General features: G+C 58.4%; 12 protein-coding genes. 9 read left to right on the top strand and 3 right to left on the bottom strand.

Annotated elements, in window-relative coordinates; translation table 11 throughout:
* On the top strand, positions 1-1,503 hold the full coding sequence (locus IT763_RS00530; protein WP_116403981.1) for a pitrilysin family protein: 1,503 nt from the start codon (positions 1-3) through the stop codon (positions 1,501-1,503).
* Between the two features lie 26 nt (positions 1,504-1,529).
* Here the strand turns inward: IT763_RS00530 and ppiC are convergent, their stop codons facing one another.
* Positions 1,530-1,811, bottom strand: coding sequence for a peptidylprolyl isomerase PpiC (gene ppiC / locus IT763_RS00535; RefSeq protein WP_004934175.1), 282 nt, complete (start codon positions 1,809-1,811; stop codon positions 1,530-1,532).
* A 109-nt stretch (positions 1,812-1,920) separates the two neighbouring features.
* On the opposite strand from ppiC, the gene rep reads away from it, so the two are divergent.
* Positions 1,921-3,945 carry a DNA helicase Rep gene (gene rep, locus IT763_RS00540; protein WP_004934177.1) on the top strand — a complete coding sequence of 675 codons (2,025 nt, stop codon included), beginning with the start codon at positions 1,921-1,923 and terminating at the stop codon, positions 3,943-3,945.
* A gap of 32 nt (positions 3,946-3,977) precedes the next feature.
* Here rep and ppx read toward each other — a convergent pair whose 3' ends face one another.
* Positions 3,978-5,474 carry an exopolyphosphatase gene (gene ppx / locus IT763_RS00545; protein WP_016929512.1) on the bottom strand — a complete coding sequence of 499 codons (1,497 nt, stop codon included), beginning with the start codon at positions 5,472-5,474 and terminating at the stop codon, positions 3,978-3,980.
* Positions 5,475-5,479: 5 nt separating this feature from the next.
* The gene (gene rhlB, locus IT763_RS00550) at positions 5,480-6,766 is read right to left on the bottom strand and encodes an ATP-dependent RNA helicase RhlB (protein WP_015376249.1); all 1,287 of its coding nucleotides are present in this window, start codon (positions 6,764-6,766) and stop codon (positions 5,480-5,482) included.
* Positions 6,767-6,897: 131 nt separating this feature from the next.
* Here rhlB and trxA point away from each other — a divergent pair, with 131 nt between their 5' ends.
* The 7 genes from trxA to rffG all read left to right on the top strand — a co-directional run bounded on the left by trxA (position 6,898) and on the right by rffG (position 14,883).
* The gene (gene trxA, locus IT763_RS00555) at positions 6,898-7,224 is read left to right on the top strand and encodes a thioredoxin TrxA (protein WP_004934187.1); all 327 of its coding nucleotides are present in this window, start codon (positions 6,898-6,900) and stop codon (positions 7,222-7,224) included.
* Between the two features lie 400 nt (positions 7,225-7,624).
* Positions 7,625-8,884, top strand: coding sequence for a transcription termination factor Rho (gene rho, locus IT763_RS00560; protein ID WP_004934188.1), 1,260 nt, complete (start codon positions 7,625-7,627; stop codon positions 8,882-8,884).
* A gap of 289 nt (positions 8,885-9,173) precedes the next feature.
* The gene (gene wecA / locus IT763_RS00565) at positions 9,174-10,271 is read left to right on the top strand and encodes a UDP-N-acetylglucosamine--undecaprenyl-phosphate N-acetylglucosaminephosphotransferase (RefSeq protein WP_028127624.1); all 1,098 of its coding nucleotides are present in this window, start codon (positions 9,174-9,176) and stop codon (positions 10,269-10,271) included.
* Positions 10,272-10,291: 20 nt separating this feature from the next.
* Positions 10,292-11,344, top strand: a complete 1,053-nt coding sequence (gene wzzE, locus IT763_RS00570; protein ID WP_206195437.1) for an ECA polysaccharide chain length modulation protein — start codon at positions 10,292-10,294, stop codon at positions 11,342-11,344.
* Positions 11,345-11,429: 85 nt separating this feature from the next.
* Positions 11,430-12,560, top strand: a complete 1,131-nt coding sequence (wecB, locus tag IT763_RS00575; RefSeq protein WP_049300316.1) for a non-hydrolyzing UDP-N-acetylglucosamine 2-epimerase — start codon at positions 11,430-11,432, stop codon at positions 12,558-12,560.
* On the top strand, positions 12,557-13,819 hold the full coding sequence (gene wecC, locus IT763_RS00580; RefSeq protein ID WP_049300315.1) for a UDP-N-acetyl-D-mannosamine dehydrogenase: 1,263 nt from the start codon (positions 12,557-12,559) through the stop codon (positions 13,817-13,819). Before wecB ends, wecC begins: the two co-directional genes overlap by 4 nt.
* Positions 13,816-14,883: a dTDP-glucose 4,6-dehydratase gene (gene rffG, locus IT763_RS00585; protein ID WP_049300314.1), complete on the top strand. Its 1,068-nt coding sequence runs from the start codon at positions 13,816-13,818 to the stop codon at positions 14,881-14,883. Before wecC ends, rffG begins: the two co-directional genes overlap by 4 nt.
* Positions 14,884-14,911 lie beyond the last annotated feature (28 nt).

The raw sequence follows: 14,911 nt of genomic DNA on the forward strand, positions 1-14,911 counted from the left end.
ATGCAGGGCACCAGAATTCATCTTATAGTTGGTGGGCTGCTATTGGCTGCAGCCAGTAGCAGCGTGCAGGCTGAAGCACTACAACCCGATCCTGCCTGGCAGCAGGGGGCGCTGGCCAACGGGTTTTCATGGCAGATTCTCGATACGCCGCAGCGGCCAAGCGACCGCGTGGAACTGCGGCTGATCGTCAATACCGGCTCTTTGGTGGAGTCTTCGCAGCAGACCGGTTTCGCCCACCTGCTGCCGCGGCTGGCGTTGGCGCGCAGCGAAAGCTTTACCGCGCCGCAGCTGCGCGCCCTGTGGCAACAGAGCGTGGATAACGAGCGGCCGCTGCCGCCGGCTATCATCTCGTATGATTTCACCATGTATAACCTCAGCCTGCCGAACAACCGGCCCGACCTGCTGAAAGAAGCGCTGGCCTGGCTGGCGGACACCACCGGCAAACTGGCGATCGACGAGCATACGGTGCATGCGGTGATGAATTCCACCATCAATCCGGTCGGCACTTTCCCGCCCAATACCCAAGATGTCTGGTGGCGTTACCGCCTGAAAGGTTCGACGCTGCTGGCGCACGATCCTGCTCAGCCGGCGAAACGGCCGGTCAACCTCGAGCAGTTGAAGAAATTTTATCAGCAGTGGTATACCCCGGACGCCATGACGCTGTTCGTGGTCGGCAAGGTTGACAGCCGCAGCCTGGGCGAGCAGATCAACAAGGCGTTCTCACCGCTGCAAGGCAAACGTGAAACCCCGGCCCCGATGCCGACGCTGACACCGCTGCCGCAGCAGCCGGTGAGCCTGATCAGCGAGCAGGTGAAACAGGATACGCTGTCGATCATGTGGGATTCGCCGTGGCACCCGATTCGCGATTCGCAGAGCCTGCTTCGTTACTGGCGTGGCGATCTCGCCCGCGAGGCGCTGTTCTGGCATCTTCAGCAGACGCTGGAAAAAAGCGACCAGAAGAGCCTGCATCTGGGCTTTGACTGCCGCGTGCAGTACCAGCGCGGGCAGTGCGCCATCCATCTGGATACGCCGAACAACAACCTGAACGGCAGCCTGGGCTTTATCGCTCGCGAGCTGGCCAACGTGCGTGACAACGGCCTGTCGAAAGAGGAATTCGATGCGCTGCTGGCGCAGAAAAACGATCAGCTGAGCAAGCTGTTCGCGACCTACGCCCGCACCGACACCGATGTGCTGATGAGCCAGCGCCTACGCTCGCAGCAGAGCGGGGTGGTGGATATTGCGCCGGAGCTGTATCAGAAACTGCGCCAGGAATTCCTGTCCAGCCTGACGCTGGAGACGCTGAATCAGGCGCTGAAGCTGCAGCTTTCTCAGGAGGCGACGCTGGTGCTGATGCAGCCGAAGGGCGAGCCGGAAATGAGCATGAAGCAGCTGCAGGAAACCTATGACGGCATCATGATGCCGGCGCCGGCGGTGGTGACGGAAGAAGCCAAGCCGGCCGACGCTGCGGTGGCTGCGCCGGCGACGGACGCCGGCGCGCAGTAATATCGCGACAGGGGGCTCAGGCCCCCTCAGTTGCGATACAGCACCTTGATGATGTGGTAACCGAACTGGGTTTTGACCGGGCCGTAAGGTTTGAGCAGCGGTATGCTGAACACCGCTTTATCGAACGCAGGCACCATCGCGCCCTTGTTGAATTCGCCCAGCGAGCCGCCGTTGCGTTTTGACGGGCAGCTCGAATATTTGCGCGCCAGCGTGTCGAAGCTGACGCCGCGCTTCAGCTTGGCCAGCAGCTCGTTGGCCAGCTTTTCATTGTCTACCAGAATGTGCAGGGCGCACGCCGTTTTTGCCATGGTATTGCCTTTGTCGATGCGAAAATTGCGCTGATTATACCCGCTAAATCTCATCGGCGCTTTCTGCTACAATTCCCTTCCACGTTTTACAGTCGAGCAAGCCAGCACCATGCGATTAAACCCCAGCCAACAACAAGCCGTCGAATTCGTTACCGGGCCCTGCCTGGTGTTGGCCGGTGCCGGTTCCGGCAAGACGCGCGTTATCACCAACAAGATAGCCCACCTGATCCATCATTGCGGCTATCAGGCGCGGCACATCGCCGCCGTGACCTTTACCAACAAAGCCGCGCGCGAGATGAAAGAGCGCGTGTCGCAAACCCTGGGGCGCAAAGAGGCGCGCGGGCTGATGATTTCCACCTTCCACACCCTGGGGCTGGAAATCATCAAGCGGGAATATGTGGCGCTGGGCATGAAGTCCAACTTCTCGCTGTTCGACGACCAGGATCAGCTGGCGCTGTTGAAAGAGCTGACCGAAAAGTGGCTGGAAAGCGATAAAACGCTGGTGGCGCAGCTGATTTCGACCATCTCCAACTGGAAAAACGACCTGATCGATCCCCAGCGCGCGGCGGAGCTGGCGCGCTCGGAGCGCGACAAGCTGTTCGCCCACTGCTACGGCCTTTACCACGCCCATATGCGGGCGTGTAACGTACTGGACTTCGACGATTTGATCCTTTTGCCGACGCTGCTGCTGCAACGCAACGAAGAGGTGCGCGAACGCTGGCAGCAGCGCATCCGCTATCTGCTGGTGGATGAGTACCAGGATACCAACACCAGTCAGTACGAGCTGGTGAAGCTGCTGGTGGGCAACCGCGCGCGCTTTACCGTGGTGGGCGACGACGACCAGTCGATCTACTCCTGGCGCGGCGCGCGGCCGCAGAACCTGGTGCTGCTGAAGGAAGATTTCCCGGCGCTGCAGGTGATCAAGCTGGAACAAAACTACCGTTCCAGCGAGCGCATTCTGAAGGCGGCCAATATTCTGATCGCCAATAACCCGCACGTGTTTGAAAAGCGGCTGTTTTCTGAACTGGGGTATGGCGAAGAGCTGAAGGTGGTGACCGCCAACAATGAGGATCACGAAGCCGAGCGGGTGGTGGGGGAGTTGATCGCCCACCACTTCGTGAAAAAGACCAATTACGGCGACTATGCGATCCTGTACCGCGGCAACCACCAGTCGCGGGTGTTTGAAAAGATGCTGATGCAGAACCGCATCCCGTACAAGATTTCCGGCGGTACGTCGTTCTTCTCTCGCCCCGAGATCAAGGATCTGCTGGCTTATCTGCGCGTGCTGACCAACCCGGAAGACGACAGCGCCTTCCTGCGCATCGTCAATACCCCCAAGCGCGAGATCGGCCCGGCGACGCTGCAGAAGCTTGGCGAGTGGGCCAACCAGCGCAACAAGAGTTTGTTCCATGCCAGCTTCGATCTGGGGCTGAGCCAGCATCTGACCGGGCGCGGGTTGGAATCGCTGCAGCGTTTCACCCACTGGCTGGGCGGCATCGCCCAGCAGGCGGAGCGTGAGCCGGTGGCGGCGGTGCGCGATCTGATCCGCGGCGTGGATTATGAGAGCTGGCTGTTTGAAACCTCGACCAGCCCGAAGGCCGCCGAAATGCGGATGAAAAACGTCAACACGCTGTTCGGTTGGATGACGGAAATGCTGGAAGGCAACGATCTGGACGAGCCGATGACGCTGACCCAGGTTGTGACGCGCTTCACTCTGCGCGACATGATGGAACGCGGCGAAAGTGAAGAGGAGCTGGATCAGGTACAGCTGATGACGCTGCACGCCTCAAAGGGGCTGGAGTTCCCTTATGTGTTCCTGGTGGGCATGGAAGAGGGTCTGCTGCCGCACCAGAGCAGCATCGACGAAGACAATGTCGATGAAGAGCGGCGTCTGGCCTATGTGGGGATCACCCGCGCGCAAAAAGAGCTGATTTTCACCCTGTGCCGCGAGCGCCGTCAGTACGGCGAGCTGGTGCGGCCGGAGCCGAGCCGGTTCCTGCTGGAGCTGCCGCAGGACGATTTGGCGTGGGAAACCGAGCGCAAAGTGGTGAGCCCGCAAGAGCGGATGCAGAAGGGGCAGAGCCATCTGGCCAATATTCGCGCCCAGCTGGCCAAGGCCAAAGGCGGGAATTAAAAAGAAAGGGCGCTCATCGCGCCCTTGTCATGTCAACGTTGTTCTTCCAACCGCAGCGTCCAGTGGACGTAGCTCTGCCAGTGGCTTTCCTGCTCCAGCGCCTCGGCGCGCAGCGGATGCTGTTCCAGCCAACCCGGCGGCAAGATCACCGTCAGTTCATCGTCCTGATTGGCGCGTAATCGCACCGCCGGCAGCGTGTCGTCGCGACGGCGGCTGGCGAAGATGATCGCCAGGCGCAAAATGCGGCACAGACGCTGCGCAGTGCGCGGCGGCAGGGCGTTTTGCTGGTTCAACAGCGACAGGTCGAGGGTGTTGCTCTGGTTTTGCAGCAGGGTGGCCAGCAGTTTTTTCTGCGCCGGGGTAAAGCCGGGTAAGTCCAGGTGGCGGATCAGGTAAGCGGCGTGTTGCGGCGCCTGTTTGAAATCGACGCTAAGGCCGAGTTCGTGAATCAGACTGGCGCTGTGCAACAGCTCGCGACATCGCGCATCCAACTGCCACTCGTTGGCGACTTGCTGCGAGAAGTTGGCGGCGAGCTGGCTGACGCGTTCGGCCTGCTCGGTATCGATCAGGTAACGGCGCTGCAGGTTGCGGATGGTGCGGATGCGAATATCCTGCTCCACCGGCAGATGCAGCATGCCGTAAACCAGGCCTTCACGCAGCGCCCCGCCGGCCAGCATCATGCTCTCGATGCCCAGCTCCTGGAAAATGGCCAACAGAATGGACAGGCCGCTCGGGAACACCAGCGCGCGCTCCAGCGTCAACCCTTCGATCTCCAGCTCTTCCAGCTTGCCGCACTGAATGGCGCGCTGTTTCAGCTGGCGCAGTTTGGGCAGGGTGATGCGCTCATCCATGCCCTGCGCCACCATGATTTCCTGCAGCGCTTGCACGGTGCCGGAAGCGCCGACGCAGATCTGCCAACCTTGCTGGCGCAATTGCGGTGCGATCGGCCGCACCATGTCGCGCGCGGCCTGTTCGGCGCGCTCGAAGTTTTCTTGCCCGAGGTTGCGATCGCTGAAGTAGCGTTCCAGCCAGGTGACGCAGCCCATCGACAGGCTATACAGCTGCGTTGCCTGTGCGCCGGTGCCGGTGACCAGTTCGGTGCTGCCGCCGCCGATGTCGACGACCAGCCGGCGATCCGGCCCGCCGGTGGTGTGCGCGACGCCGTGATAGATCAGCCGTGCCTCTTCTTCGCCGCTGATCACCTGTACCGGGCAGCCGAGGATTTGCTCGGCGGCCTGCAGGAACTCATCGGCGTTGGACGCCAGACGCAGCGTGGCGGTGGCGACGACGCGGATCTGCTCGCGCGGTATGTCCTGCAGGCGTTCGGAGAACAGCCGCAGGCACTGCCAGCCGCGTTGCATGGCTTCATGCGACAGGTGATTGTTCTGATCCAGCCCGGCCGCCAGGCGCACTTTGCGCTTGATCCGCGCCAGAGTCTGAATGCTGCCGGCCACCTCGCGCACTACCAACATGTGGAAGCTGTTGGAGCCGAGATCGATGGCAGCATAAAGCGTGCTGGAGCTGAGCATGGCGATCAGCTCGAACGTTTACGGTTGTTGCGCGGCGCGCCGCCGCGACGAGGCGCGGAGTTGCGACGTGGGCCGTTGCCGCCGCGCGGGCGCGACAGGCGCTTCGGCGCCGGCAAATCGGTCAGCAGCGCATCGCTGTTGTACTTGCTCACCGGAATGCTGTGGTCGATATAGGTCTCGATCGCCGGCAGGTTGAGCGCATACTCTTCACACGCCAGGCTGATGGAGTGGCCGCTGGCGCCTGCGCGGCCGGTACGGCCGATGCGGTGCACGTAGTCTTCGCAGTCGTCAGGCAGATCGTAGTTGAAGACGTGCGTGACGGAAGGGATGTGCAGACCGCGCGCGGCGACGTCGGTGGCGACCAGAATATCGAGGTTGCCTTTGGTGAAGTCGTCGAGGATGCGCAGGCGTTTTTTCTGCGCCACGTCGCCGGTCAGCAGGCCCACGCGGTGACCGTCGGCGGCCAGATGGCCCCAGATGTCTTCGCAGCGGTGCTTGGTGTTGGCGAAGATGATGGCGCGATCCGGCCACTCTTCTTCAATCAGCGTCTGCAGCAGGCGCATTTTTTCTTCGTTGGACGGGTAGAACAGCTCTTCTTTAATGCGGTGGCCGGTTTTCTGTTCCGGTTCCACTTCAACATATTCGGCGTTGTTCATCTGCTCGAAGGCCAGTTCGCGTACGCGATAGGACAGGGTAGCGGAGAACAGCATGTTCAGGCGTTGATCGGCCGCTGGCATGCGGCGGAACAGCCAACGGATGTCTTTGATAAAGCCAAGATCGTACATGCGATCGGCTTCATCCAGCACGACGACCTGCATCGCGCCGAGATCGACATAGTTCTGTTTGGTGTAATCGATTAAACGGCCGGTGGTGCCAATCAGAATGTCCACGCCGCTTTCCAGCACTTTCAACTGCTTGTCGTAGCCGTCACCGCCGTAGGCCAGGCCCAGTTTCAGGCCGGTGCTCTGGGAGAGCGCTTCCGCATCAGAGTGGATTTGCACCGCCAGTTCACGCGTAGGCGCCATGATCAAGGCGCGCGGCTGATTGGTCTGGCGATCCTGTTTCGCCGGGTGAGTCAGCAAATAGTGAAAAGTAGACGCCAAAAACGCCAGCGTCTTTCCGGTACCGGTTTGCGCCTGACCTGCAACGTCACGCCCGGAGAGCGTGAGCGGCAATGCTAACGCCTGGATGGGCGTGCAATTGTGAAACCCTTTTTTCTCAAGGGCTTCAAGGACTAACGGGTGCAGGGCGAAGTCGGAAAACTTCTGTTCGGTCAAGTGTGTTTTGCTCATAGTGTGGTAGAATATCAGCTAACTATTGCTTTACGAAAGCACATCCGTTGAAATAAACGCGGTGCAATAAAATCACCTTGAGTTGGTTAATGCTACACCAACAAGGTAGACATAATCCTGTGGAGTAGAACATGAGCGATAAAATTATTCACCTGACTGACAGCAGCTTCGAAGCTGACGTGCTGAAAGCGGAAGGGCCGATCCTGGTCGATTTCTGGGCTGAATGGTGTGGGCCGTGCAAGATGATTGCTCCGATTCTGGATGAGATTGCCGAAGAGTTCGAAGGCAAACTGACCATCACCAAGCTGAATATCGATCAGAACCCGGCTACCGCGCCTAAGTACGGTATCCGTGGCATCCCTACGCTGTTGCTGTTCAAGAACGGTGAAGTGGCCGCGACCAAGGTTGGCGCGTTGTCCAAAGGTCAGCTCAAAGATTTCCTGAACGCGAATCTGTAATCGGGCGGGAAGCCCAGTATCAGGCGCCTGGCGGTGATGTTCAATTCACCGCTAGACGCCTGCCAAGAAGCGTGTTAAGTTTAACCACACTGCATATAGAACTTGCCCGAAGTTTTAAATCTAAAGAGTTTGAATCTAAAGCTATACTCTGTGTCGAACCACTGGCGTTGAAAGTAAACTGAACTCAGCCCGTGTTTTGGCAATCAAACGGTTTTGCAAAAATCATTTTTAAGGTACCTTCGATCTTCAACCGTCAATGCGTGCGCCCGATGTAAGCCATTTCTTACCGCGACGGCTCTGCGCCCGGTGATCGAACGTCCAGTAAACAGGCACGCATTTCGCTGCCATACCATTCACGATACAAGTTCGAGACATACCCCGAGTTTAAGAACCCACCACTATGAATCTTACCGAATTAAAGAATACGCCGGTTTCTGAGCTGATTACTCTCGGCGAAAATATGGGGCTGGAAAACCTTGCCCGCATGCGCAAGCAGGACATTATCTTCTCCATTCTGAAGCAACATGCGAAAAGCGGAGAAGATATCTTCGGCGACGGCGTGCTCGAGATATTGCAGGATGGATTCGGTTTCCTCCGCTCTGGAGACAGTTCCTACCTCGCCGGTCCCGACGACATCTACGTATCTCCTAGCCAAATCCGCCGCTTCAACCTCCGCACAGGTGACACCATTTCCGGTAAGATTCGTCCGCCAAAAGAAGGCGAGCGCTATTTTGCCCTGTTGAAAGTCAACGAAGTCAACTACGACAAGCCGGAAAACGCCCGCAGCAAGATCCTGTTCGAGAACTTGACGCCGCTGCACGCCAATTCCCGTCTGCGGATGGAGCGCGGCAACGGCTCGACCGAAGACCTGACGGCGCGCGTACTGGATCTGGCGGCGCCGATTGGCCGCGGCCAACGTGGCCTGATCGTGGCACCGCCGAAAGCCGGTAAAACCATGCTGCTGCAGAACATCGCGCAGAGTATCGCCTACAACCACCCAGACTGCGTGCTGATGGTGCTGCTGATCGACGAACGTCCGGAAGAAGTGACCGAGATGCAGCGTCTGGTGAAGGGCGAAGTGATCGCCTCGACCTTCGACGAGCCGGCTTCGCGTCACGTGCAAGTGGCCGAAATGGTGATCGAGAAGGCCAAGCGCCTGGTTGAGCACAAGAAAGACGTGATCATTCTGCTCGACTCCATCACCCGTCTGGCGCGCGCCTACAACACCGTGGTACCGGCCTCTGGCAAGGTGCTGACCGGTGGTGTGGACGCCAACGCCCTGCACCGTCCGAAGCGTTTCTTCGGTGCGGCGCGTAACGTGGAAGAGGGCGGCAGCCTGACCATCATCGCGACTGCGCTGGTTGATACCGGTTCGAAGATGGACGAAGTGATCTACGAAGAATTTAAAGGCACCGGCAACATGGAATTGCACCTGGCGCGTAAAATCGCCGAGAAACGCGTATTCCCTGCGATCGATTACAACCGTTCCGGTACCCGTAAAGAAGAGCTGCTCACCACCTCCGAAGAGCTGCAAAAAATGTGGATCCTGCGCAAAATCATTCACCCGATGGGTGAGATTGACGCGATGGAGTTCCTCATTAATAAGTTGGCGATGACCAAAACCAACGATGAATTCTTCGATATGATGAAACGCTCATAATTCGTTAAAAAATTCGCTGAACGCCACGCCTAGTCGTGGCGTTTTTTGCTTTTGGCGGATACGATAAGTAGCGGTAATGGAAAAGTAAGTTGTTTCTACGACTTATTGAGAATTCTTCTTGTTTTCGATATCTGAGTATGCGGCATGTTACTGCCGGAATTGGCCGCGGTGCTGGGGCGAATGAGAATGAATTCCCGCATCATAAGAAATGACTGAAAGGCAACGGGATCTCATGGCATAGCCTGTCGCCCATGTTAAGCTGCCTATCTTCTTACGAGATCTGTTAATTGTGAACCTACTCACTATGAGTACTGAAATTCTATTTGTTTTCCTATTCTCCTTAGCTTTCCTCTTTGTTGCCCGTAAGGTAGCGAAACGCATTGGGTTGGTTGATAAGCCGAACTATCGTAAACGTCACCAAGGATTAATTCCGTTGGTTGGCGGTATTGCGGTCTATGCCGGTCTATGTTTCGCTTTCTTTATATCGGAACAAAAGATTGCACACAGTGAACTTTACCTCACCTGCGCGGGCATTTTAGTGTTCATCGGTGCCTTGGATGACCGTTTTGATATCAGCGTTAAGATCAGAGCGTTAGTTCAGGCATTGGTAGGCATTGCCATGATGGTGTTCGCCGGTTTGTATCTGCGCAGCTTTGGCCATGTACTGGGGAACTGGGAAGTCTTACTGGGTCCCTTTGGCTATTTGGTGACGCTGTTTGCGGTATGGGCGGCTATCAATGCTTTCAATATGGTTGACGGCATTGATGGCTTGTTGGGTGGGTTGTCGTGTGTCTCCTTCGGTGCGCTGGGCCTGCTGCTGTACCTGAGCGGCCATAACGAGCTGGCGTTCTGGTGCTTTGCGATGATCGCTGCCATCGTTCCCTATATTTTGCTCAACCTCGGTATCCTCGGCCGCCGCTATAAAGTGTTTATGGGTGATGCCGGCAGCACCCTGATCGGCTTTACCGCCATTTGGTTGCTGCTGCAAAGTTCGCAGGGAGCCACTCGCTCGATCAATCCGGTGACGGCGCTGTGGATCATCGCGATTCCGCTGATGGACATGATAGCGATCATGTATCGTCGCTTGCGCAAAGGAATGAGTCCCTTCTCTCCCGATCGTCAACATATTCACCATCTGATCATGCGCGCCGGTTTTACGCCAAGGCAGGCTTTTGTGCTCATCACTCTGGCTGCCGTGTTGTTAGCTGCAGTTGGCGTGATCGGCGAGCGCCTGACTTTTATCCCAGAGTGGGTTATGTTGGCATTATTCTTGCTTGCTTTCTTCCTGTACGGTTACTGCATCAAGCGCGCCTGGCGGGTTGCGCGGTACATTAAGCGTATCAAGCGTCGCCTGCGGCGTTCGAGCGATAACAAGCAAGTATCTTAACCAGAGGCTTTTTGGCTGTGATGAATCCAGAAACAACGTCTGACAAGCATACCCCGGCGGTGGATAACGAACTCGATATCCGCGGCCTGTGCTGCACCCTGGGGCGCGGCAAACCGTGGATTATCGGCATTGCGGTGCTGTTCGCGGCGGTCGCGTTGATCGTCTCTTATCTGGTTAAGCAAGAGTGGAGCGCGACCGCAATCACAGACAAACCCACGGTGAATGCGTTGGGCGGTTACTACTCCCAGCAGCAGTTCCTGCGTAATCTGGATGTGCGCACGCTGCCGGCGACGGCCGGCGATCAGCCGAGCATCGCGGATGAAGCGTACAATGAGTTCATCATGCAATTGGCGGCTTACGATACGCGTCGCGATTTCTGGCTGCAGAGTGATTACTACAAGCAACGTCAGGAAGGGGATGCCCGCGCCGATGCGGCGCTGCTCGACGAGCTGATCAACAACATCCTGTTCACGCCGCGCGACGACAAAAAAGTCCCGAATGACGGCGTGAAACTGACGGCGGAAACCGCGGCGGACGCCAACCGCCTGCTGCGTCAATACGTGACCTTCGCCAGCCACCGCGCTGCCCTGCACCTGAACGAAGAGATCCAGGGGGCGTGGGCCGCTCGTACCACCTCGATGAAGGCACAGGTCAAGCGCCAGGAAGCGGTCGCGGAGTCGGTTTACAAGCGCGAGCTGAACACCACGCAGCAGGCGCTGAAAATCGCCGAGAGCCAGGGGATCAGCCGCACGCAAACCGACACCCCGGCAGAACAGTTGCCGGATTCGGATCTGTTCTTGCTGGGCCGGCCAATGCTGCAGGCGCGTCTGGAAGGCCTGCAGGCCTCCGGCCCGACCTACGATCTGGATTACGATCAGAACCGCGCAATGTTGGCGACGCTGAACGTTGGCCCGACGTTGGATGAGAAGTTCCAGACCTACCGTTATTTGCGCACGCCGGAAGAGCCGGTAAAACGCGACAGCCCGCGCCGGGTATTCTGGCTGATTCTGTGGGGCGCGATGGGCGCTTTGGTTGGCGCGGGTGTTGCCTTGGCGCGTCGGCCGCGTAGTTAAAAATAATATAATAATCTGATGCAGGGCGCGTGAGCGCCCCATTCGCAGGCTGGGCCTGCGATTAACCGACCAAAAGAGATTCGCTGTGAAAGTGTTGACTGTTTTCGGCACCAGGCCTGAAGCCATTAAAATGGCACCGCTGGTACATGCACTGGCCCAGGATGAGGCTTTTGAAGCAAGAGTCTGCGTAACGGCACAGCATCGTGAGATGTTGGATCAGGTATTGCGGTTGTTCGGGATCACGCCGGATTACGACCTGAACATCATGAAACCCGGCCAGGGGCTAACGGAAATCACCTGTCGCATCCTGGAAGGGCTGAAAGGGGTGCTGGAAGACTTTAAACCGGACGTGGTGCTGGTGCACGGCGATACCACCACCACGCTGGCGACCAGTCTGGCAGCGTTCTATCAACGCATCCCCGTCGGGCATGTCGAGGCCGGGCTGCGCACCGGCAATCTGTATTCTCCCTGGCCGGAAGAGGCCAACCGCAAACTGACCGGCCATCTGGCGATGTTCCACTTCGCGCCGACCGAGAACTCGCGCCAAAACCTGCTGCGCGAGCTGCTGCCGGACAACCGTATTTTTGTGACCGGCAATACGGTGATCGACGCGCTGTTCTGGGTGCGCGATCGCGTGATGAGCGATGCTGCGCTGCGCGCTGGCCTGGCGCAGCGTTACCCGTTCCTCGATGCCGACAAAAAACTGATTCTGGTCACCGGCCATCGCCGGGAAAGCTTTGGCGGCGGTTTTGAGCGGATTTGCAGCGCGCTGGCGGAGATCGCCCGCAGCCACCCGGAAGTGCAGGTGGTGTACCCGGTGCATCTCAATCCGAATGTCAGCGAGCCGGTGAATCGCATTTTGAAAGGCATCGACAACGTCATGCTGATCGAGCCGCAGGATTATTTACCGTTTGTCTATCTGATGACCCACGCTTACATGATCCTGACCGACTCCGGCGGCATTCAGGAAGAGGCGCCCTCGTTAGGCAAGCCGGTGTTGGTGATGCGCGATACCACCGAGCGCCCTGAGGCGGTAGATGCGGGCACGGTGCGCCTGGTCGGCACCGATGTGGCCAAAATTGTTGAAGCGGTGACCCGGCTGTTGACGGACGAAAGCGAATATCACGCGATGAGCCGGGCGCACAACCCATACGGCGACGGGCATGCCTGTCAGCGTATCCTCGAAGCTTTAAAGAATCATCAGGTGACACTATGAGTTTTAACACTATTTCGGTTATCGGCCTGGGTTATATCGGCTTGCCAACGGCGGCGGCGTTTGCTTCTCGCAAGAAAAAAGTGGTGGGTGTAGATGTTAACCAACATGCGGTAGATACCATTAACCGTGGCGCGATCCATATCGTCGAGCCGGATCTGGACAAAGTGGTCAAGGCCGCCGTCGACGGCGGTTTCCTGCAGGCGGTGACCAAGCCGCTGGCGGCCGATGCATTCCTGATCGCGGTGCCTACGCCGTTCAAGGGCGATCACGAGCCGGATCTGGCCTATGTCGAAGCGGCGGCGAAATCGCTGGCGCCGGTGCTGAAAAAAGGCGATCTGGTGATCCTCGAATCCACCTCGCCGGTGGGCGCCACCGAACAGATGGCGGAATGGTTGGCGCAGGCGCGCAGCGATCTCAGCTTCCCGCAGCAAGCGGGCGAAGCGGCGGACGTGAATATCGCCTACTGCCCGGAGCGCGTGTTGCCGGGGCAGGTGATGGTAGAGCTGATTCAAAACGACCGCGTGATCGGCGGCATGACGCCGAAGTGCTCGGAACGTGCCAGCGCGCTGTACAAGATTTTCCTCGAGGGCGAATGCGTGATCACCAACTCGCGCACTGCCGAGATGTGCAAGCTGACGGAAAACAGCTTCCGCGACGTGAATATCGCCTTTGCCAACGAATTGTCGTTGATCTGCGCCGAACAGGGGATCAACGTCTGGGAACTGATCCGCCTGGCGAACCGCCATCCGCGGGTGAATATTTTGCAGCCGGGGCCGGGCGTAGGCGGTCACTGCATCGCCGTCGATCCGTGGTTTATCGTGGCGCAAAACCCGCAGCAGGCGCGCCTGATCCACACCGCACGCCTGGTGAACGACGGAAAACCGCTGTGGGTGGTCGACCGGGTGAAAGCGGCGGTGGCCGATTGCCTGGCCGCCACCGATAAGCGCGCGTCCGAGGTGAAAATTGCCTGCTTCGGCCTGGCCTTCAAGCCGAATATCGACGATTTGCGTGAAAGCCCGGCGGTAGAAGTGGCGCACCTGATCGCCGAATGGCACGTCGGCGAAACGCTGGCGGTGGAACCGAACGTCGAACAGTTGCCGAAGTCGCTGGCGGGCCATGTGACGTTGACGCCAATCGCTGAGGCGTTGCAGCAGGCCGATGTGATCGTGATGTTGGTCGATCACCAACAGTTCAAGGCCATCCGGCCGGAAGAGATCAAGCAAAGCTGGGTGGTGGATACCAAGGGAGTCTGGCGTTGAAGCGTATCTTGGTGACCGGTGGCGCCGGTTTCATTGGCTCCGCAGTTGTGCGGCACATCATCGAGGCCACCGGCGACAGCGTGGTGGTAGTGGATAAGCTGACCTATGCCGGTAACCTCGAGTCGCTGGCGGTGGTGGCCGAGAGCGAGCGCTATGCTTTCGAACAGGTCGACATCTGCGATCGTGCTGAGCTGGATCGGGTATTTGCCCGGTATCAGCCGGACGTGGTGATGCACCTGGCGGCGGAAAGCCACGTCGATCGCTCTATCGATGGCCCGGCGGCCTTTATCGAGACCAACGTGGTTGGCACTTACACGATGCTGGAAGCGGCGCGCCATTACTGGCAGCCGTTGGCGGCGGAGAAGAAGCAGTCTTTCCGTTTCCATCATATCTCCACCGACGAAGTGTACGGCGACCTGCACGGCACCGACGATCTGTTCACCGAAACCACGCCATATGCGCCGAGCAGTCCGTATTCCGCCTCCAAGGCGTCGAGCGATCATCTGGTGCGTGCCTGGTTGCGCACCTACGGTTTGCCGACCCTCGTGACCAACTGTTCGAACAACTACGGCCCTTATCACTTCCCGGAAAAGTTGATTCCGTTGGTGATCCTGAATGCGGTAGCCGGCAAACCGCTGCCGGTATACGGCAACGGCGCGCAGGTGCGCGACTGGCTGTATGTCGAGGATCACGCGCGCGCGCTCTATCAGGTCGTGACCGAAGGCGTGGTAGGCGAAACCTACAATATCGGTGGCCATAACGAGCGCAAGAATATCGAAGTGGTGCAGACCATTTGCGATCTGCTGGAAGAACTGGCGCCGAACAAGCCGCAGGGCGTGGCGCACTACCGCGATCTGATCACTTACGTGAAGGATCGCCCGGGCCACGATATGCGTTACGCCATCGACGCCGGCAAAATCGATCGCGAGTTGGGTTGGCGGCCACAGGAAACGTTCGAAAGTGGCCTTCGCAAAACCGTGGTTTGGTACCTGAACAACGAAACCTGGTGGCGCCGGGTGCAAGACGGTTCTTATGCCGGCGAGCGTTTGGGGTTGTCAGATTAATCTAACGCCGCGCCGCTTTGCGGCGGCG

This window comes from Serratia sp. CMO1, from assembly GCF_015689115.1.
In the GTDB taxonomy this organism is placed as follows: domain Bacteria; phylum Pseudomonadota; class Gammaproteobacteria; order Enterobacterales; family Enterobacteriaceae; genus Serratia; species Serratia marcescens.